Annotated in this window: 14 protein-coding genes and 2 pseudogenes; 6 read left to right on the forward strand and 10 right to left on the reverse strand. The window is 60.8% G+C overall.

Annotated elements, in window-relative coordinates; genetic code table 11:
- Positions 1-35: 35 nt before the first annotated feature.
- Both groL and LZK81_RS23140 read left to right on the forward strand, forming a co-directional pair.
- The gene (gene groL / locus LZK81_RS23135) at positions 36-1,670 is read left to right on the forward strand and encodes a chaperonin GroEL (protein ID WP_233957424.1); all 1,635 of its coding nucleotides are present in this window, start codon (positions 36-38) and stop codon (positions 1,668-1,670) included.
- Positions 1,671-1,844: 174 nt separating this feature from the next.
- Positions 1,845-2,108, forward strand: coding sequence for a hypothetical protein (locus tag LZK81_RS23140; RefSeq protein ID WP_105428071.1), 264 nt, complete (start codon positions 1,845-1,847; stop codon positions 2,106-2,108).
- Positions 2,109-2,230: 122 nt separating this feature from the next.
- On the opposite strand, the gene LZK81_RS23145 is transcribed toward LZK81_RS23140, so the two are convergent.
- A complete protein-coding gene (locus LZK81_RS23145) occupies positions 2,231-2,533 on the reverse strand; it encodes a YkgJ family cysteine cluster protein (RefSeq protein ID WP_080955013.1) in 303 nt (100 codons plus the stop codon).
- A gap of 188 nt (positions 2,534-2,721) precedes the next feature.
- Here LZK81_RS23145 and LZK81_RS23150 point away from each other — a divergent pair, with 188 nt between their 5' ends.
- On the forward strand, positions 2,722-3,687 hold the full coding sequence (locus LZK81_RS23150; RefSeq protein ID WP_233957425.1) for a magnesium and cobalt transport protein CorA: 966 nt from the start codon (positions 2,722-2,724) through the stop codon (positions 3,685-3,687).
- A gap of 60 nt (positions 3,688-3,747) precedes the next feature.
- Here the strand turns inward: LZK81_RS23150 and LZK81_RS23155 are convergent.
- The 3 genes and pseudogenes from LZK81_RS23155 to pstS form a co-directional block, all read right to left on the reverse strand.
- Positions 3,748-4,767 (reverse strand): annotated as a pseudogene (locus tag LZK81_RS23155) (DUF808 domain-containing protein); the annotation flags it as partial.
- 120 nt (positions 4,768-4,887) lie between these two features.
- Positions 4,888-6,621 carry a Na/Pi cotransporter family protein gene (locus tag LZK81_RS23160; protein ID WP_233957426.1) on the reverse strand — a complete coding sequence of 578 codons (1,734 nt, stop codon included), beginning with the start codon at positions 6,619-6,621 and terminating at the stop codon, positions 4,888-4,890.
- Positions 6,622-6,721: 100 nt separating this feature from the next.
- Positions 6,722-7,807 (reverse strand): phosphate ABC transporter substrate-binding protein PstS, encoded by a 1,086-nt coding sequence (gene pstS / locus LZK81_RS23165; protein WP_233957427.1) that lies wholly within the window; start codon positions 7,805-7,807, stop codon positions 6,722-6,724.
- 301 nt (positions 7,808-8,108) lie between these two features.
- Between pstS and LZK81_RS23170 the strand changes: the two genes are divergently transcribed.
- Positions 8,109-8,312, forward strand: a complete 204-nt coding sequence (locus LZK81_RS23170) for a cold-shock protein (protein ID WP_037079265.1) — start codon at positions 8,109-8,111, stop codon at positions 8,310-8,312.
- A gap of 321 nt (positions 8,313-8,633) precedes the next feature.
- Here the strand turns inward: LZK81_RS23170 and malQ are convergent, their stop codons facing one another.
- From malQ to LZK81_RS23200, 6 genes and pseudogenes are all read right to left on the reverse strand, one after another.
- On the reverse strand, positions 8,634-10,529 hold the full coding sequence (gene malQ / locus LZK81_RS23175; protein WP_418936530.1) for a 4-alpha-glucanotransferase: 1,896 nt from the start codon (positions 10,527-10,529) through the stop codon (positions 8,634-8,636).
- A gap of 376 nt (positions 10,530-10,905) precedes the next feature.
- Positions 10,906-11,823: an SMP-30/gluconolactonase/LRE family protein gene (locus LZK81_RS23180; protein ID WP_233957429.1), complete on the reverse strand. Its 918-nt coding sequence runs from the start codon at positions 11,821-11,823 to the stop codon at positions 10,906-10,908.
- A gap of 25 nt (positions 11,824-11,848) precedes the next feature.
- Positions 11,849-12,796, reverse strand: coding sequence for an ABC transporter permease (locus LZK81_RS23185; RefSeq protein WP_233957430.1), 948 nt, complete (start codon positions 12,794-12,796; stop codon positions 11,849-11,851).
- Positions 12,793-13,734, reverse strand: a complete 942-nt coding sequence (locus tag LZK81_RS23190) for an ABC transporter permease (protein WP_233957431.1) — start codon at positions 13,732-13,734, stop codon at positions 12,793-12,795. Before LZK81_RS23190 ends, LZK81_RS23185 begins: the two co-directional genes overlap by 4 nt.
- Entirely contained in the window at positions 13,731-15,194 is a 1,464-nt protein-coding gene (locus LZK81_RS23195) for a sugar ABC transporter ATP-binding protein (RefSeq protein WP_233957432.1), read from the reverse strand. The genes LZK81_RS23190 and LZK81_RS23195 overlap by 4 nt, the downstream gene beginning before the upstream one ends.
- Before the next feature lie 93 nt (positions 15,195-15,287).
- A pseudogene (locus LZK81_RS23200) lies at positions 15,288-16,305 on the reverse strand (ABC transporter substrate-binding protein).
- 237 nt (positions 16,306-16,542) lie between these two features.
- On the opposite strand from LZK81_RS23200, the gene LZK81_RS23205 reads away from it, so the two are divergent.
- Positions 16,543-17,781, forward strand: a complete 1,239-nt coding sequence (locus LZK81_RS23205; RefSeq protein WP_233957858.1) for a GAF domain-containing sensor histidine kinase — start codon at positions 16,543-16,545, stop codon at positions 17,779-17,781.
- A complete protein-coding gene (locus tag LZK81_RS23210) occupies positions 17,778-18,494 on the forward strand; it encodes a response regulator transcription factor (protein WP_233957433.1) in 717 nt (238 codons plus the stop codon). The genes LZK81_RS23205 and LZK81_RS23210 overlap by 4 nt, the downstream gene beginning before the upstream one ends.
- Positions 18,495-18,625 lie beyond the last annotated feature (131 nt).

An 18,625-nucleotide genomic window follows, 5' to 3' on the forward strand; every position in this document is an offset into this window, starting at 1 on the left:
GAAGACCATGGGGCCAATGGCCCGGGAGTTTTTCCATGTCTGCCAAACAGATCAAATTCGGCCGTGATGCACGCGAGAAGCTGCTGCGCGGCGTCGATATTCTTGCCGACGCAGTGAAGGTGACGCTCGGTCCGAAGGGCCGCAACGTCGTGATCGACAAATCCTACGGCGCTCCGCGCATCACCAAGGACGGCGTTACCGTCGCCAAGGAGATCGAACTGGACGACAAGTTCGAGAACATGGGCGCCCAGATGGTCCGCGAAGTCGCTTCGAAGACCAACGACATCGCCGGTGACGGCACCACGACTGCGACCGTTCTTGCCCAGGCGATCGTTCGCGAGGGTGGCAAGGCCGTTGCAGCCGGCATGAACCCGATGGACCTGAAACGCGGCATCGACCTCGCCGTTACCGCCGTCGTCAAGGACCTGCTTGCCAAGGCCAAGAAGATCAACACATCGGAAGAGATTGCCCAGGTTGGCACCATCTCGGCCAATGGCGAGAAGGAAATAGGCCAGTATATCGCCGACGCGATGCAGAAGGTCGGCAACGAAGGCGTCATCACGGTTGAAGAAGCCAAGACCGCCGAAACCGAACTCGAAGTCGTCGAAGGCATGCAGTTCGACCGCGGCTACCTGTCGCCCTATTTCGTCACCAATGCCGAAAAGATGGTGGCTGAGCTGGAAGATGCCTACGTGCTGCTGCACGAAAAGAAGCTTTCCAACCTGCAGGCGATGCTTCCTATCCTGGAAGCAGTCGTCCAGAGCGGCAAGCCGCTGCTGATCATTTCCGAGGACGTCGAAGGCGAAGCTCTTGCGACGCTCGTCGTCAACAAGCTGCGTGGCGGTCTCAAGATCGCTGCTGTCAAAGCTCCGGGCTTCGGCGATCGCCGTAAGGCCATGCTGGAGGATCTGGCGATCCTGACCGGCGGCACCGTGATCTCGGAAGACCTCGGCATCAAGCTCGAAAACGTCACGCTCGAGATGCTCGGCCGCGTCAAGAAGGTCTCGATCACCAAGGAAAACACCACCATCGTCGATGGTGCGGGCACCAAGGCGGATATTGACGGACGCATCGGCCAGATCAAGGCTCAGATCGAGGAAACCACCTCGGACTACGACCGCGAAAAGCTGCAGGAACGCCTTGCCAAGCTGGCCGGCGGCGTTGCCGTGATCCGCGTCGGCGGCTCGACGGAAATCGAAGTCAAGGAAAAGAAGGACCGCATCGACGACGCCCTCAATGCAACGCGTGCAGCGGTCGAAGAAGGCATCGTGCCTGGCGGCGGCACGGCCCTGCTTCGCGCTTCGATCGTTCTCGACATCAAGGGCGAGAACGACGATCAGAATGCTGGCATCGGCATCATCCGCAAGGCCTTGCAGTCCCTGGTTCGCCAGATTGCTGAGAATGCCGGTGGCGAAGGCTCGATCGTGGTCGGCAAGATCCTGGAAAGCGATACCGACAACTTCGGCTACAACGCTCAGACCGGCGAATTCGGTGACATGATCGCCATGGGCATCGTCGATCCGGTCAAGGTCGTTCGCACGGCTCTGCAGAACGCGGCTTCGGTTGCCGGCCTGCTGGTGACGACGGAAGCCATGATTGCCGACCTGCCGAAGAAGGATGCAGCCGGCGGCGGCATGCCTGACATGGGCGGCATGGGCGGCATGATGTAAACGAGTTCCCGTCGGGAACTCGATCACGTCTTCTGCAATGAAGGGCCCCGATCGATCGGGGCCCTTCATTCGTATATGCAGAAAATATCGATGGGCCGTCCTGGTGGCGGCGGACGCGGCCTGGGCCGCAGTTGTTCGCCAACCGCTCAGGCGGCGGTGTAAGATGAGGGTCATATGGTTGTATTGAACAGGCCGCGCAGTTCCGAACCCTATCCGGACAGGGATATCGGTTGCCAGGAAGCCCTGGAGCAAGTCTTTCTTCAGCTTGCAAAGGGACTGACGCCGGACGATATCGTGGCGACGGCTGGCGGCAATCTGCCGCCCGTGTTGGCCGGCCTTGCAAAACGCGCCGAAAACGTCGGCTGGAGCCTGGAAGAAGCGGAAACCGCCATCAGCGAACTGGCTCAGAACCTGCTGGATGACATGTCGCAGATGTAGGTTTTTGGCGATTTAGGACCGACCCGTGTACCTACGCCTCGGGGATCGGCCGGTGGACCACCTGAGACGCGGTGGATAGTCTGCATCCGATCGCCGGGACGGGACAGAAATGTCGGCGAACTCTACGCGGAATTCAATGCGAAAGCGTCACGCGCCATCAAGCAGGCATCGTCTCCCGGAAGGCACTCGCGACAAACGTCAGGCCTGATATCGTAGACCATGCAGGATGTGCCGACGCCGACCTGCCCTGACAATGCAGAACAACGGGATCCTTCACAACGCATTCCTCCTTCGTCCGCAGCGACGAAACGTGCCGGCAACAGATCGAGGGCGGCTTCGCTTTCCATGGAGAATCGTGGCCAATCGGCGGAAAACGAACAGCACGCACCGCATGACTGGCAATCAAAATCGTTCGATAAGGTCATAGCCGTCTCATATCACGGCGCCGACCGAAACTCCACAAAGGTGCGTCACAGGTGATGATGCTTGACCACGATCCGGCAAACCTGGCGGTCGGTGTCGCATAGTCACAAAAGGGTCGTGAGATTGCGGGTATCACATCGCAAGGCATGCCCGAAGGGCGCCGCATGATCATGGTAATCCAGGAGGCTGCATGAGCGTCGCCGCATCTTTTCTCTATCGCGACGGCCGGCGAGTTGAAGCCGTGCCGTTCGACGAGGCGGCGATCCCCGCAATGGACAACGAATTCGTGTGGATCGGCCTGCACAAGCCCACCCGCGACGACCTTTTGATGCTGCAAAGCCGTTTTGGCCTGCACGAACTCTCGATCGCCGACGCGCTCAGTCCGCTGCAGATGCCGAAGCTCAGCGTCTATGACGATCAGTTGTTCGTCATCGCGAAGACGGCGCAGCTGGAAGCCGACCACATCACCTATGGGGAAACAGCGATTTTCGTCGGCAAGCGCTATATCATAACGGTCCGCAATGGCTCGGAGCGCGGACATCAAGAGCTGCGCGGCAGGCTGGAAACATCGCCGCTGACGCTGTGCCATGGTACCGACTACATCCTGCACGCCATTCTCGATTTCATTATCGACGGCTATCTTCCCATTGTCCGCACGATCGAGGATTCCGTGCTCGACATGGAAAGAAAGATGCTCGATGCATTTCTGGACCGCAACCAGATCAAGCGCATTTTCAAGCTGCGGCGGGAAATCATCCTGTTTCAGCGGGTGCTGGACGCGATGCTCGACCTTTGCGGAAAACTCTATCACCTCGATTTGCCGTCGCTTGACAGGGAAGCCAAACCTTATTTCCGGGATGCACTTCAGCACATGCACCGCGTGGAGACGATGGTCGCAAGCTTACGCGACGTGATCACGTCCGTTTTCGAGGCGAGCAATCTGCTGGAACAGCAAAGACAAGGCACAATCACGCGGCAACTGGCGGCCTGGGCCGCCATTCTCGCGGTTCCGACGGCGATCGCCGGCATATACGGCATGAATTTCGACAATATGCCGGAGCTGAAAACCAGCTACGGCTATTTTGTCGTTTTGGCAGTCATCGCCGTCATGTGCATCGCGCTTTTCATACGGTTCAAGCGCGCTCGCTGGATCTGATGCCTTCAACGATGCCGCGCCCGTCCGCCCATCGATCATTGCTGCCGATGCCCAGCATTCACTTTTTTCGTCCACCAATGCCTGCTTGCGCAGGCGACGCGGCAGGAGCGATTTGAAATATCGCCACATCGGCGAGATAACGTAGCTTGCGACCGGGATCGTGATAAAGCCGAGGACGATACCGACGATGCCCGCTCCTGCCGCTTCGACGATCCAGCGCAGCACGGAAGGCAGAACGGGGATCGCATGCGCGGTCACCTCCCCGGCATCATGGATCAGATGCGCAAGACCACCGAGACCATAAGCCTCGAGCCCGTGAACGATGATGCCGCCGCCGACCCAGATCATCGCGGCCGTTCCCACGATACCCAGCATTTTCAGGAAATAAGGCATACCGGTGACAAGCCCTCGTCCGATGCCGCGCACGAACGACCCCATCGGCGGCGCCGTCTGCGCACGCGCCATCATCAGACCCAGATCGTCGGCCTTCACGATCAACCCCACGCCACCATAAACCATGGCCGTTATGCTCAATCCCACGACCGCAAGGATAAAGGCCTGCGTGATGACGCTGCCCGACGGCACCGCGGCGAGCGTAATGGCCATGATTTCGGCCGAGAGGATGAAATCCGTCTTGATCGCGCCGGCAACCTTCTCGTCTTCGAGCGACCGGGCGCCGAGGCTTGCTGTTTCAAGGGCTGTTTCGTGGGTGTGAGCAGCATGCGGCAGCAGCATTTCGTAGACTTTCTCCACACCCTCGTAACAGAGGTAGAGTCCACCGATCATCAGCAGCGGCGTGATGGCCTGGGGCGCGGCAAGGCTTAAGACGAGCGCGGCGGGAAGCAGGATCAGAAGCTTGTTCTTTAGCGAACCAAGCGCGATCTTGCCAATGATCGGCAATTCGCGTTCGGCCGAAAATCCGGTGACGTAGCGGGGCGTGACCGCCGCATCGTCGATGACGACGCCTGCCGCTTTCGCGCCGGCCTTGGCCGCCTGTCCGGCGATATCGTCGAGCGAGGCGGCAGCCACTTTCGCCAAGGCCGCGACATCGTCAAGAAGGGCGATCAAGCCAACGCTCATTCGAGCCTCCGTCGGTTAAGAGATTGCGCAGCGGCAACGGGTAGCCGTCATCCCTTAACGCGAGGACGTGGCATCTTCTATCGCGAAGATGCCACGTGCAGATCTTGACGGCAATGTCCGTTACTCGGCGGGCATCGGGCTGAACCCGCCCTCGTTGCTGACCGGACGAGCCTGTTCGTCGCGCTGGCGCGGCACGCGCGACAGGATGCTCTGCCGGTTCACAGACTTGCGCTCCGCATCGATCCGGTGGATCAGGATCTGCGCCCGTTCGATCGAACCGAGCAGCGCAAGGATGGTGCCGCGTTCCGCAGCGCCGGCATTGGGTCCGAGCGCCAGCGTGCGGGCACGCAGTTCCTCGACTTCGGGGAGGCTGACATGGCCGGCCGGCATGTCAGGACGGCTGACGCCGTGATCGGGCATGATTTCCTGCAGGGCAGTGCCCAGCTTGTTCAACGCGACATCGACGATCGCCTGGGCCTGGCTGCTGAACTTTTCACGCCTTACCCGCCGGGCGACCTGATGCATCGATTCCGTCAGGGCCGCGGTAAAATCCGCCTCCTCGATCAGGCTCGCCACCAGATCGAGCTGCTCGTAGGGCAAGTCTTCCTTCATGAGCGATGCGGTATAGTCGCGAATATCGCGGCTGAGGATATCGGTGGCGAGATAGTGTTCGCCCGGATCGGAGGGTGCCGACTTGGCGGAACGGGCAATGTCCAGGAACATGGCGCCGGCCTGAAGATGCCGGGCGGTTTCCTTCTGCACTGCCGGAACCGCAAGGGCAAAGTTGCCGGCAAGCTTGCGGTCGAGGAATTTCGGCGTCGAATAGTCCTCCGCATCCTCGGCATCCGTGCGCCCGATCCGCGACAGGACCCGGTCGAACACGCCGACGAAGGGAAACAGCAGCGCCGTGTTGAAGACGTTGAAGAACGTGGAATAGAGACCGACGGCCACGGGAACCAGCGGAAACGTTTCCTTGCCCTCGATCACGACGGCGACACCCGGATCGCCGCCGAACCATTGCATCGCCCATGCCAGCACGTCGATCGAGACGAAGAACAACGGTACGGTGATGCAGACGCCGATGATGTTGAAGGACATATGCGCGTAGGCGGCGCGTTTGGCATTCTTCGAAAGATTGAGGGAGGCGATCCACGAGGTGATCGTGGTCCCCAGATCGGCACCCAGCGAGAAGGCAACCGCCGTCGTCCAATCGAGGACGCCGGCCGCGCCGAGACCCATGACGATGCCGATCGTCGCGGACGAGGAATGGATCATGGCGGTGACGCCGGCGGCGATCAGCACGCATTTGATCAGGTTATAATAGGAGTCCGCCGTCAACGTCGACAGAACGGCCATGACCTCCGGTATGTTGCGCAGAGGCCGAAGGCCTCCCGTCATCAGATTGAGGCCATAAAAGATCAGCGCGAAACCCATGCAGGCCAGTGCGACGTTGCGCACCTTCTCGCTCTTGGCAAAACAATAGACCAGCGAGAACGTGCCGGCGAAGATCAGACCGAGGGGACCAAGCGGCAGGGCGATCAGGCCGTTTCCAAGGGTCGTGCCGATGTTGGCACCCATGATGACGCTGATGGCCGGCCGCAGGCCGACGACGCCCGCATTCACGAGTCCGACGACCATGACGGTCATGGCCGTGGAGGATTGGATGACGCCGGTGATGACCGTACCTGCGATTACGCCCTTGATCGGCGTACCCGCAGCCTTGGCGAGGAACGCCCGCATCTTGTTGACGGAGAGTGCCTGGATGCCGTTCGACATGAACTCGAGACCAAGCATGAAAATACCGAGGCCGCCGATGACGGGAACCAGGATATCCTTAAAGATATCAATATTCATAACGCCTAACCCCTTTTGACGCCGTGGCGGCACGATGCGATGAGGCCTTTCGCAACCGACCGGAGCCGGGAGTGAAAAACCTGGCTACGAAAGCACCAGCCTACTGGCTGGCGGCAGTGTCCTTCTTCAGCCAATACTTGACGATCTGGCTGACCATTTGCGGCGTCACGGGCACGTAGCCCAGCGCCTCGGCGTCCTTGCCACCGCTTTCGAATGCGAGGCGGAAAAAGTCTTGAACCCGCCCGAACCTGTTCGGTCCTATTTTCCTGGAAACGACTGCGAACGTTGCTCCGGCGATCGGATAGGCGCCCTCCGCCGGCTGGTCGGTCAACGACACGGCGAAATCTTTCGCTTCATCCCAGGAGGCCGCGCTTGCGGCGGCCCGCACACCTTCCGGCCCCGGCTTCACGAACTTGCCCGCCTTGTTGCCGATGGCCGCGTAGGGGAGAGTTGCCCGTTTCACCTGGCCGAAATCGGCATAAGCGATGGCGCCCTTGGTCGCCTGCACGGCGCGTATGAGATCCTGGGTGCCCTCCACCGAGGCTCCGACGGGCCACTTGATCAGGGTACCCGCACCATGGGTGGCCTTCCATTCCGGGCTGACGGACGACAGATACTCCGTGAAGATAAAGGTGGTACCCGAGCCGTCCTTGCGCGTGACGGCGCTAATCGCCAAGTCGGGGAGCGCGATATTGGGGTTTACGGCCTTGATCGCAGGATCGGCCCAGGACTTGATCTTTCCCAAATAGATGTCGGCAAGAACAGGTCCGGTAAGGTTGATCCCGCTTTTCTCGATCCCGTCGAGGTTGACGGCGACAGCCACGCTGCCGAGCACGATCGGAAACTGCTGACGACCATGCTTCGCCAATTCCTCATGTGAAACAGGCACATCTGATGCAGCAAAGTCGAGTTCGGGCTGGTCGAGGCGCATCAATCCAGCCAGGGAGCCCACCAGTTCATAGTCGACGGTCCAGTCCGGCGAACTGAAATCGCCGTCGTCCATGCGGGCCTTCTCGTAGTTCTCGGCCCATCTGGCGATGATTGGCGCAGCAAAGGTCGATCCAGCCCCGCGGATCGGATCGGCCATGACCACTGTTGGGCAAAGCACCAGAGCGATGGCGATGAGACCGCGAAGATGGGCGGTGGCCGCGCTCAGTCCGCTCATCTGTCGAAAGAAACGTTCCATCGGTTATTCCCTTCATGGCCGTTATCTGCACCCGGCTGAATGGCCCGACGGCCGGACACAGCTGTTCTGCAGCGATCTGCCCCGCCCCATGCGCCATCCAAAAAAGATATCCCGGGAATTTAGGTATTTACCTTTGTTAACATCCTGATGACGGCTCACTTCCGAAAACCTCGGCCTGGCCGCTAAACACCCAACAAAGCCCCTCTACTTAACAACGAAGTCGCACATGCCTTGAAAGCGGGGAGAATGAGCTATAGGCTCCCGCTCGCGGCAATGGCCGTGCAAAACATCAGGAGCCTTCATGCCTACCGGTACTGTCAAATTTTTCAACGAAGACAAAGGGTTTGGCTTCATCACGCCCGAGAATGGTGGAGCGGATGTGTTTGTGCATGTCTCTGCACTGGAACGAGGCGGATCTTTGAGAGAGGGGCAAAAGGTAAGCTACGAGCTAGGCCAGGACCGCAAGACTGGAAAGTCAAAAGCCGAAAACGTCAGCGCCCTCTAATCGGCAATGCGCGTTTAGACTACAAAACGGGGTTGAGCCGAAAAGGCGAAGCCAGTGAGATGCCGGCGCATCACTTGACGACCGCCGGCCTCTCCCACCTCTTTGAACACAGATGCCGAAGCACGATGCCGTGCCTGAGAAGCAGTGGGGTTGGATTGCAGGTCCTTCCCTTACAATCGCTTTGCATGCTCCTGGCCAAGCAGGCCGCGTCGACGGCCGAACGATGGTGTCACCGATCTCCCGCTCGCGGTGTTTTCAAGGGCGCCGGCGATAGTAGTAGCGTGAGCTGCCAAGCTCCGAGACATGGTGATTGTCTTCCCCTCACCTCCGGATCGATTGCTTATGCACGTCTACCTGACCGGGTCGACCGGCGCGTGTAGGATGACGTTCCTCGCCGACCGCGACGATGATGGGATGGGTATCGGCCAACCCCGCCAGTTCCTCGAGGGTCATCGATAGTTTGGGTTTCCAGTTCGGGTAGGTGTCACTGGTCCCTGGCACGTTGGTAGGCTGTTTCTCGTCCGTCACATCGGCCAATCGCACTGCCACGAACAACGAAGGCGTCTTCGCGATGAAACGGTGCGCCATGACAGCCAGTGCCGGAATGTCGTTCTCGCGTGCCGTCGCTTCGCTCGTCACGGCGTCTGGGAGTCCGGCCGTCTTGAATGCCCGCAGAACCTGTCGCCGTTCCCTCTTCCGGTCCCTGATCTGCTGGCGGCCAGCATCGCCGGAAACAAGCCCGTGGCTGATGCGCATCTCGACGTCTGCCGCCTTCCACCATCCGGCAAATGTCTGGTGATCATGGGTCGATACACAGGCAAGCGCGAGGGACGGATAATCCTCGGGCAGCTTGAACCCACTCTTGGTCTGCTCGTAGGATATTATCCGATAAGAGAGAATATTTGCTGCTGCCAATTGGGCTTGCAAACCCTTCGGCAGGTTACCGAGGTCCTCGCCGATCACCACGCAGCGGTATCTCTTAGACAACGCCGCCAGCGTGGCGATCAACGACCGCTGAGGATAGCTGACATAGGCTCCCTGATCGGGTCCATTCTCCGCGGGCACCAGAAATAGCCGGCGCAGGGCGGCGGCATGATCGATACGGACAGCACCGGCGTATCGCATGACCGAGGACATCAGCTTTTCGAACGGTGATGGCTCGCCTTCGGCAATCGCCGACGGATGAAACGCCGCCAGCTGCCAGTCCTGCCCGCCGGCGGCCATCGGGTCGGGTGGGCTACCGATGCTCGCTCCCTGGACATAAATCTGGCGGTTACTCCAGGTCCCGGAGCCGTCGAGAGCTTCGCCGACGGCGACATCGAGGTATAGCCCTATACGCATCCCCAGGCCCTGCGCGTGATCGGCAGCCTCCGAGAGCTGCCGATGCGCCAGCCATTGAAGCCATATGTGAAACTCCACCTCATCGGCGTGTTCTTCTTCGAAGCGCGACACGGCCTCGCTTTTCGGATCACGGTATTGTTGCGGCCAGCGATGCCAGCCCGCCTCTCCACCCGAAACGACTTGGGCTTCGGAGATGGCTTCGAACAGCGCATGAAGGCGGAGATCGTCGCCGCCGTCGCGACGGAACTTCGAGAATTCGCGATCGTCGCCGCTCTTTTCCCTTCGCAAATCTCGCGAACTCCGCCAGATTTTGCGCAGGACATCGAGCTTTATGCGCGCCACCCGTCGGTAATCCACCAGCGGCGCAAGGCGTAATTGCTCGATCTCGCCCTGCACTTCCGGGGACGCGGTAAAACCCTCAACCCCGTCGACGGCGATATAGAGCGGATTGAGAAACCGCCGGTTCGAAGGTTCGTAGGGACTGCATCGGTCGGGTGCGGCAAGAAAAGGGGCGTGAAGAGGATTGAGGCCGACAAAGTCGGCTCCCCAGGCATTTGCCAGATCGATCACCGAGCGGAGGTCTGCGAAATCGCCGATACCCCAGTTCCGTCCCGACCTTAGTTCGTAAAGCTGGCACGACAGTCCCCAGACGCGATCGGTGCTCGCGAAATCGGGGAGGAAACATTTCGGGAGGTCGGAAGCGAGTTGAGAGGACTGCGCAGGCGGAAGCGCCTTCAATGCCGACAGTATTTTGCGCCGACCGATTTCCGAGACAGGCACTTCCTCGCCGCTTGGCGACGGCCGTTTCGCCTCCACCCCGTATTGGTTCGCAAGCTCATCCTGTTCATTCAGGGCCTTCGATCCCTCTCGTCTCATCGAACTGACTTCCAAGGAAATAATCCATCGATCTGATCCATCGCGCTCCCTTTCTCCCGGCTCCCGTGCAGATCACGAAGCCGGCGCCATGGAACTATCGCCGCGCCCAAGTGTTCCGGCGGCGAGCGAAGAACGGGGCCTACGCAAGTGAAATCGCCTTTCCGATCGCGCTGGCGAGCGGTCACGATCCCAATGACCCGCAACCACGCCGGTCACCCAGACGAGATATCTGGATACGAGCTGGTCGAACCGATGCGAAGTCAGGTACGCGCTAGGGCGCGGAGTTTCGCTCGGCGGAAGTCGCCTCTTTGAACAGGAGTACAGACAGCTTTGTCGTCTCAAGCAAAAGCCGGACTATCCAGGCCAAGCGACGCAATTAGCCCAATGCTGCGCCGTTAGTCGCCACGAATACGGAATAGAGCGATTTGCTGGCGGTGATGAACAGCCTATTCCTGCGCGGGCCGCCGAAGGTGAGATTCGCAACCGTCTGCGGTACAAGGATCTTGCCGAGCAGCACTCCGTCCGGCGAGAAGCAATGCACGCCGTCGCCGGCGCTCGTCCAGACGTTTCCCTTTACATCGACACGGAAACCATCCGGCAGGCCGTTGTCCAGGCTGCAGAAAATCCGGTCATTGGAAAGGCGCCTGCCGTCGATGACATCGAACACCCGGATGTGCCGTGGCGCCTTGACGTCGTGGCTGGAGGCGGAGTCGGCGACGTAGAGTTTTGTTTCATCCGGTGAGAAGGCAAGGCCGTTCGGCTGTCCGAAATCGGTGACGGCCGCCTCAAGGTCACCGCTCACCGGATCGAGGCGGTAGACGTTACGTGTATCCTGCTCCGGCTCGGCCCGGTAACCTTCGTAGTCGGACTTGATGCCGTAGGTCGGATCGGTGAACCAGACGCTGCCGTCCGAGCGCACCACGACGTCGTTTGGCGAGTTGAGCCGCTTCCCCTGGTAGCGGTCCGCCAGAATGGTGATAGACCCGTCGATCTCGGTACGAGTCACGCGTCTGCCGCCGTGCTCGCAGGAAACCAGTCGGCCCTGACGGTCGCGCGTATTGCCGTTGACGAAATTCGATGGCGAGCGGAACACCGAAACACCGCCCTCCGGCGCCCAGCGCATCATGCGCTGGTTTGGGATGTCGCTCCAGATCAGGCAATTCAGGTCCGCGAACCAGACCGGTCCCTCGGCCCAGCGGCAGTCGGAATAGAGTTCCTCGAGCGCTGCGCTGCCGACGATCAACTGCCGGAAGGCTTCATCGTGAATCTCGTAGATGGAGGTTTTCTGCGGCATGGGAATGTGTCCGATTGGGGTTTGTTCATCGGTTGGCTTGACGGCCGCCGGCGAGGAGAATGACGGCGATGATGATAAGGCCGGTGAGGATGAGGCGGAACCCGGCGCCGAAGCCATAGGTGTTGAGCATCGACACGACAAGGAACATGAAGAGCGAGGCGCCCCATATGCCCGGAATGTTGGAATTGCCACCCGCGACGGCAGTACCGCCGATCACGACGACGGCGATCGACATGAGCAGGTATTCGGAACCCATATTGAGTGCCGCGCCGCCGGAGAAGCTCGCAAGCAGGTAGCCGCAGATCGAGGCGAGGACCGCGCAAAGAATGTAGGTGACGAGCCGCGTGCCGTCGACCGGAATCCCGGTCATGCGGGCGGCAAAGGTGCTTTGACCGATCGCCGAGATCCACCGGCCATAGATTGTCTTCTCGAGGAGAATCCAGGCGATGACAGAGAGGATGAGCGCGACGATGGCGATATTGGGGACGCCGAAGAGATTGGATGTGGTGAAGCCCGCCAGTATCTCCGGGGGCTTGATGCGCAGGCCGCGGTTCGTCCAGATCGCCGTCGACTGGATGATGAAGCTCATGGACAGCGTCGCGATGATCGGCGGAATGCGCAGCAGCTTGATAAGCACGTAATTGGCGATGCCGATCCCGAAGCCTAGCAGGATCGAAACCAGTAGGCCGACGACGATCATGCCGTCCTGTACGTCCATCAGCTTCAGCGCCAGCGTGCCGGAAAGCGTCATCGTGGCGGGCACGGAGAGGTCGATATTGCCGGGGCCGAGCGTTATGACGAACATCTGGCCAAGGCCGACGATGACGGAGAAGGCTGCGAAAGTAAGGGCCGCCTGCGACAGACCGAGCGAGCTTGCTCCGCCGGTGAAGAGGACGGTGACGATCCAGACGGCAATCGTGGCCACGAAAGACCAGATCCAGGGTTTGGAGAGGAGAAGGCGTGCGCCGTTCATCGGCTCTTCTCCCGCTTTTCCAGCCGGTTGAGGAGGAGGCGCAGCCCCAGCACGACGATGAGGATTGCTCCCTGAGCGCCGATCTGCCAGTCGGGAGAAATGCGCATGAAGGACAGGAACGAACCGGCGAGCGTCAAGGTCAACGCCCCGATGACGGCGCCGATCGGCGAGACCTTGCCGCCGACGAACTCGCCGCCGCCGAGGATGACACCCGCGATCGACAGCAACGTATAGCGCAGAGCGATATTGGCATCCGCCGAAGTCGTGAGACCGACGAGCGCGATGCCGGACAGCACGGCGAAGAAACCGGACAGCGCATAGGTTCCCGCACGGATGCGGATAACCGACCAACCGGCGCGTTCGACCGAGCGGACATTTCCGCCGACACCGCGGATCAGCACGCCAGCGGAGGAGCGCATGATGACGAAATGGGTGACCAGCGCGATGACGATGCTGGCGACGATCGCCATCGGCACGAAGGGTGGCCGGGAGGTCATCAGCCAACGCGCCCAGCCCGGAGCTTCGCCGCCCGGAGATGGCAGCATAAGGACCGCAAGCCCGCCCCAGACGAAGCTCATACCGAGGGTCACGACGATCGAGGGCAGTTCTCGAACGTGGATGACAATGCCGATCACGGCGTAGGCCGCAATAGCACCAAGGAAAATCAGAACCCCAATCGCCGGAGAGTCTTGCAGGAACGTCGCCGTCACGCAGGCGCAGAAGCTGACGAAGGCGCCCATCGACAGGTCGAGGTCGTTGACCGCCATGATAAGCATCTGCGCCACCGTCGCGAGTGCGATCGGCACGGCGAGATTGAAGAGCAGGTTCAGGCCGGTATAGCTCATGGCGCGCGGCTGCATGTAAAAGACGGCGGTGAGCAGCAGTGCCAGCGACACAGCAGGGATGACAAGGCGGATCGTGCCGGTGGATATCCTCATGCCGCTTCGCCTCCGCTGAAGGAGGCTTCCAGCACATTCTTCTCGGTGATCTCGTCGCCCGCGAATTCGGCGACGATCGTTCCTTCCCGGAAGACATAGACCCGGTCGCAAAGACGTATCTCGTCCATTTCCGTCGAATACCAGATGAAGGTGCGGCCGCCTGCCGTTTCAGAGCGGAGGATGTCATACACTTCCTGCTTGGTGCCGACATCGACGCCGCGCATCGGGTCGTCCATCAGCACGATCCTCGCGCTCGTCGCCAATGCGCGGGCGAACAGCACTTTCTGCTGGTTGCCGCCGGAGAGCGACAGGATGCGGTTTTCCATATCCGGCGTGCGGATCTCGATGCGCTTCTTCCAGCCGTTGCCGAGCGCGCCTTCGCGGTCATGGTCCACGATGGTCCGGGAGGAGAAATCGCCGAGCGAGGCGATGCTGAGGTTTTTCAGGATGCTCCAGAGCGGGAATATGCCGTTCAGGCTGCGGTCGCCGGCAACGAAGGCGATCTCCTTCCGGCGGGCCGGCCACCAGTTGCTGTTGCGGGAAAGATAGAGATCGAGAAGCGTTTCCGTCTGGCCATGGCCTCCGAGGCCGGCAAGGCCGATCATCTCGCCACGATGGGCTTCGAAGGCAAGGCCGTGACCCCGTCGCGCTGGCATGGCAAGCACCGGCGCCCCGTTGCGCTTGTCGCCCGTGCGCTGCCACTCCTTTTCGCGCGCCACGTTGCCCATGGCTTCGACGAGGCTGCGTTTGCTGAACTCCGATGCGGAGCGGTCGGCGACGACCTGGCCGTCCTTCATCACCACGATGCGGTCCGAGGTGGAGAGGATTTCGCCGAGGATGTGCGAGATCAGCAGGACCGCGCCCCCCTCACCGACGAACCTCCGTATATAGGCCATCAGCTGCGCCGCCAGCCCCGCGTCGAGCGAAGAGGTTGGTTCGTCGAGAATGACGAGTTTCGGCTTCTGGTTCAGGCCGGCGAAGCTGACGGCGATCTCGACCATCTGTCGCTCGGCGATCGAGAGGTCGTCGATCGTGCTGTCGCAATCGATGCCGTGGCCGGGAAAAATGTCCTGCAGCTGCAGTTTGACGAGGGCGCCCGCCCTGCTGCGCCAGTTCCAGCCTGCGAGTTCCGCGTGCATGATGCGGGCGTTCTCATTGACGGTCAGGTTGGGGCAAAGCGACAGTTCCTGGAAAACGCAGCGAAGGCCATTGGCTCGCGCGGTCGAGATGCCGTGCTGGGCGCGGACACCGCCATAGCTGATTTCGCCTGCATGTGGGTTCAGGCCGCCGTTGATGACGTTGACGATCGTGGATTTGCCGGCACCGTTATGTCCGACCAATCCGACGCATTCGCCAGCATGGATGACAAGGTCGGCGCCGTCCAGTGCCTTGACGGCGCCGAAGGTCACCTTGATGCCGCGGGCGGCAACTACCTCTTGTCTTGTTGTCACTTCATTCATGCGAAACACGTCGTCGACAGTTCGGGAGGCGGCCGGGCGCGGATCGGGATACGGCGCGCAACGGCGCCGCATCCTGTCTTGGGGAGGATCAGCTTACTTGGCTGCGCTGATAACTTTCTGGGCGTCTTCCAGCGAATACTCGACGTTGGCGACGCCACCCTTCTGGGTGCCGGCGAGATTGGTCTCGAGATTGCCCTGGTCGATGCGCAGGAAGGGCACCACGAGGTCCTTCTTCACCTGCTTGCCGTCGAGGATCTGCTGCGCCACCCAGAAGGCGAGCGTCGAAACGCCGGGAGCGATGGAGACGGACATCGTCTCGTAGCCGTTCTTGTCCTTCTGCTGCTTCCACCAGACGAGTTCGTCCTCGCGGTTGCCCATGACGATGGTCGGAGTGGGACGATTGGCGGCGGCGAATGCCTGGGCCGCGCCGTAACCGTCGCCGCCCTGGGTTACGACGGCGGTGATTTCCGGAAGGCTCGGAAGGATGCCGGCGACAGCGCGCTGCGCGACGTCCTGCGCCCAGTCGCCGTTGACGGCACCGACGATCTTGAACTGCGGGTTTTTCCGAACGCCAGCCTGGATGCCCGCATGGATTTCGTCATCGACCGAAACCCCTGCGAGACCCCGAATCTCCAGGAGGTTCCCACCTTTCGGCAGCTTCTTGGCGAGATATTCGACTTGGCTTTCGCCCATCGTCTTGAAATCCACCGCGATGCGCCAGGCACACGGCTCGGTCACGATGCCGTCGAAGGACACGACGGTGATGCCGGCGTTACAGGCCTCCTTGACGGCGCCATTGAGCGCAGTCGGCGACGCTGCATTGATGACGATCGCATCATAGCCCTGCAGGATCATGTTCTGGATCTGGGCGGCCTGCTCGGTCGCCTGGTTCTCGGCCGTCGTGAACGGATCGGCGGCTGCGACGATCTTCTTGGAGACGGCCTCCTTGGTGATCTTGTCCCAGCTTGTCAACATGGCCTGACGCCAGGAATTGCCGGCATAATTGTTGGAAAGGGCGATCTTTTTGCCCAGAAGTATCGGCCAGGGCGGAGACCGGCCCAGCAACGCAAGCAATAGCGACAGATGCGAAAAGCATCTTCCTGATGATCATGATTTCCTCCCTAGAGTTCTCGACGGGTTCTTCGGGCCGCTCCTCAACGGTTGTCCGAAGATAGTGATTGCGCTGAGCCCCGTTTGCTCAGTAAAGCGAGCATGGAGGAGAAATCAGATGTTGTATAGGCGCATACAAGCAACCTCCTTGCGGGTATTCGCGCAAAATTTGCGGGTTCCCGCAAGACAAGAGCAGCAGCGAGGCGTCTAATAATTGGAGGACTGGAGGATGTCCGTCATGCTCAATCCGGCGCCAAATGCGTTATTTGACCGCTATCTCGGAATTTCCCGGCTGCTGGCAGGCCAACTCGATTTCAACTCGATCATCCAGGCGGTGGCGGCTGAGATCAGCCATATCATTCCGCACGATCATCTCGACGTATGCATCAAGATGCTGGACGGGAAATACCACATCGCCTACGAGAGCGGGCTTGCGACCGCCTGGAGCCAACAGCCTCCGGCGCTGCTGACCGGTAGCCCGATCCGTACGCTCCTGTCCGGCGAGGTGGATTTCCTGCTTTCGCCGGATGCCTGTGCCGATCCGCGCTTTCATTTCGACGGCGCGTTTTCGAGCCCGATAATCGAACTGTCCCTGAGAAGCCGGCTGCATGTGCCGCTCAAGGTCCAGGGTGATATCATTGGTGCCCTGAGCTGCTCCAGCCATGAGCACGACAAGTACTCGATGGAGGATGTCGAGAACGCCCGCTCGATCGCCGACCTTTTGGCACCTTATTTCTTTGCGCTGAGGGCTGCCGAACAGGCCAAACGCTCGGCGATCGTCGAGACGGAGGCCCGCGCCCGCGAAGAGGGATTGCGGCTGGGCGCGCTGAAGCTGACCGAGGCGCTGGAGGCCGAACGGCAGCGAATCGGCATGGACCTTCACGACCAGACGCTCGCCGACCTGACACGGCTCGCGCGGCGCATGGAGCGGCTTTCAGGACTTCCGGATATGCATGGTGATGCGCTCGAACCGCTCTGCCGCACCCTGCAGCAATGCATGCACGACCTTCGCCAGATCATCGAGGAGGCCAAGCCGACCGTGCTGCAGCTTTTCGGCGTGGCAGAGGCGATCGAGAACCACCTGGAACGCTCGGTACGCGAAAGCGGCCTGCCCGTCGCCTGGCGAATGGTCGACGAGACGGGTGGAGCATTGCTCGACCTCGACAGGACCGTGGCGACCGCGCTGTTCCGCATCGTCCAGGAAGCAGTCAACAATGCGATCCGTCATGGGCAACCGAAGACGATCCTGGTACATCTGCGTATCCAGGGCGACGCGCTGTCGATCGAGATCAGCGACGACGGAAGCGGCCTGCGCAACGCCCGCGACAAGGCGGGGCACGGGATAGGCAATATGAAGACGCGAGCACGGCTGATCTCGGCAAAATTCGAGATCGCCGGCAATCCCGGCGGGAGCGGCACGACGGCCAAGGTCGTGCTGTCGATGGAACGCAGGCATGTTGCGGAGAAATCGGCATGAAAGTCTTGATCGTTGAAGACGACCCGCTGCACCGGTCCTACCTGCACGAGGCAGTGCGGGCAGCATTGCCGGAATGCGACACGGTCCTGGAGGCGGAAAACGGCCATGCCGGTGAGGTGCAGGCGCGCCAATCCCGGGCCGAGCACGTGGTCATGGACTTGCAGATGAGCGAACGCAACGGCATCGAGGCCGCCCGCACCATCTGGCGCGAACGGCCGGATACCAAGATCCTGTTCTGGTCGAACTATTCCGATGAGGCCTATGTGCGTGGCGTGGCGCGTATCGTTCCGGAAGGTGCGACATACGGATACGTGCTGAAATCCACCTCCGACGAGCGGTTGAAGCTCGCATTGCGCGGCGTCTTCATTGAATCGCAATGTGTTATCGACCGCGAGGTCCGGGGCATCCAGCAGAAAAGCCTCGGTACTGCGCATGGCCTGAGCGACGCGGAATACGAAATCCTGGTGGATGTGGCGCTCGGCCTGACCGACAAGGCGATAGCCCAGCGGAAAAAACTCTCGTTACGAAGTGTCCAGAACCGCCTTCAGCAGCTCTATGAAAAACTGGACGTCTACGAGGAGCCGGGCAATGGGCCAGAGGGCTGGTACAATCTTCGCATGCGCGCGGTCGCCGTCGCCCTGCTCCGTAAGGTGCTGAATGCCAGCGCGCTCGAAAGAGGCGAGCGGGAATTGCGCAGCGCGCGCGGGAATTAGGCATCGGGGCTGAATTGCCAATCGCAGCACAGCGTTTCGGTGCCGGTGGCAGTTCTGCGATCCACTGATTCAGCGCCTTGAGCGGATTGATGCGGTTGCTCGTCCACGACAAATGCCGGGCGTAAAGAACG

The sequence above is a fragment of the Neorhizobium galegae genome (assembly GCF_021391675.1).
In the GTDB taxonomy this organism is placed as follows: domain Bacteria; phylum Pseudomonadota; class Alphaproteobacteria; order Rhizobiales; family Rhizobiaceae; genus Neorhizobium; species Neorhizobium galegae_B.

Coding starts and splice junctions, on each gene's coding strand:
- pstS (WP_233957427.1), bottom strand. CDS start 7,807: ATGGAACGTTTCTTTCGACAGATGAGCGGACTGAGCGCGGCCACCGCC.
- LZK81_RS23205 (WP_233957858.1), top strand. CDS start 16,543: ATGCTCAATCCGGCGCCAAATGCGTTATTTGACCGCTATCTCGGAATT.
- LZK81_RS23210 (WP_233957433.1), top strand. CDS start 17,778: ATGAAAGTCTTGATCGTTGAAGACGACCCGCTGCACCGGTCCTACCTG.
- LZK81_RS23150 (WP_233957425.1), top strand. CDS start 2,722: ATGAGCGTCGCCGCATCTTTTCTCTATCGCGACGGCCGGCGAGTTGAA.
- LZK81_RS23170 (WP_037079265.1), top strand. CDS start 8,109: ATGCCTACCGGTACTGTCAAATTTTTCAACGAAGACAAAGGGTTTGGC.
- LZK81_RS23195 (WP_233957432.1), bottom strand. CDS start 15,194: ATGAATGAAGTGACAACAAGACAAGAGGTAGTTGCCGCCCGCGGCATC.
- LZK81_RS23145 (WP_080955013.1), bottom strand. CDS start 2,533: ATGACCTTATCGAACGATTTTGATTGCCAGTCATGCGGTGCGTGCTGT.
- groL (WP_233957424.1), top strand. CDS start 36: ATGTCTGCCAAACAGATCAAATTCGGCCGTGATGCACGCGAGAAGCTG.
- LZK81_RS23190 (WP_233957431.1), bottom strand. CDS start 13,734: ATGAGGATATCCACCGGCACGATCCGCCTTGTCATCCCTGCTGTGTCG.
- LZK81_RS23180 (WP_233957429.1), bottom strand. CDS start 11,823: ATGCCGCAGAAAACCTCCATCTACGAGATTCACGATGAAGCCTTCCGG.
- malQ (WP_418936530.1), bottom strand. CDS start 10,529: ATGAGACGAGAGGGATCGAAGGCCCTGAATGAACAGGATGAGCTTGCG.
- LZK81_RS23140 (WP_105428071.1), top strand. CDS start 1,845: ATGGTTGTATTGAACAGGCCGCGCAGTTCCGAACCCTATCCGGACAGG.
- LZK81_RS23160 (WP_233957426.1), bottom strand. CDS start 6,621: ATGAATATTGATATCTTTAAGGATATCCTGGTTCCCGTCATCGGCGGC.
- LZK81_RS23185 (WP_233957430.1), bottom strand. CDS start 12,796: ATGAACGGCGCACGCCTTCTCCTCTCCAAACCCTGGATCTGGTCTTTC.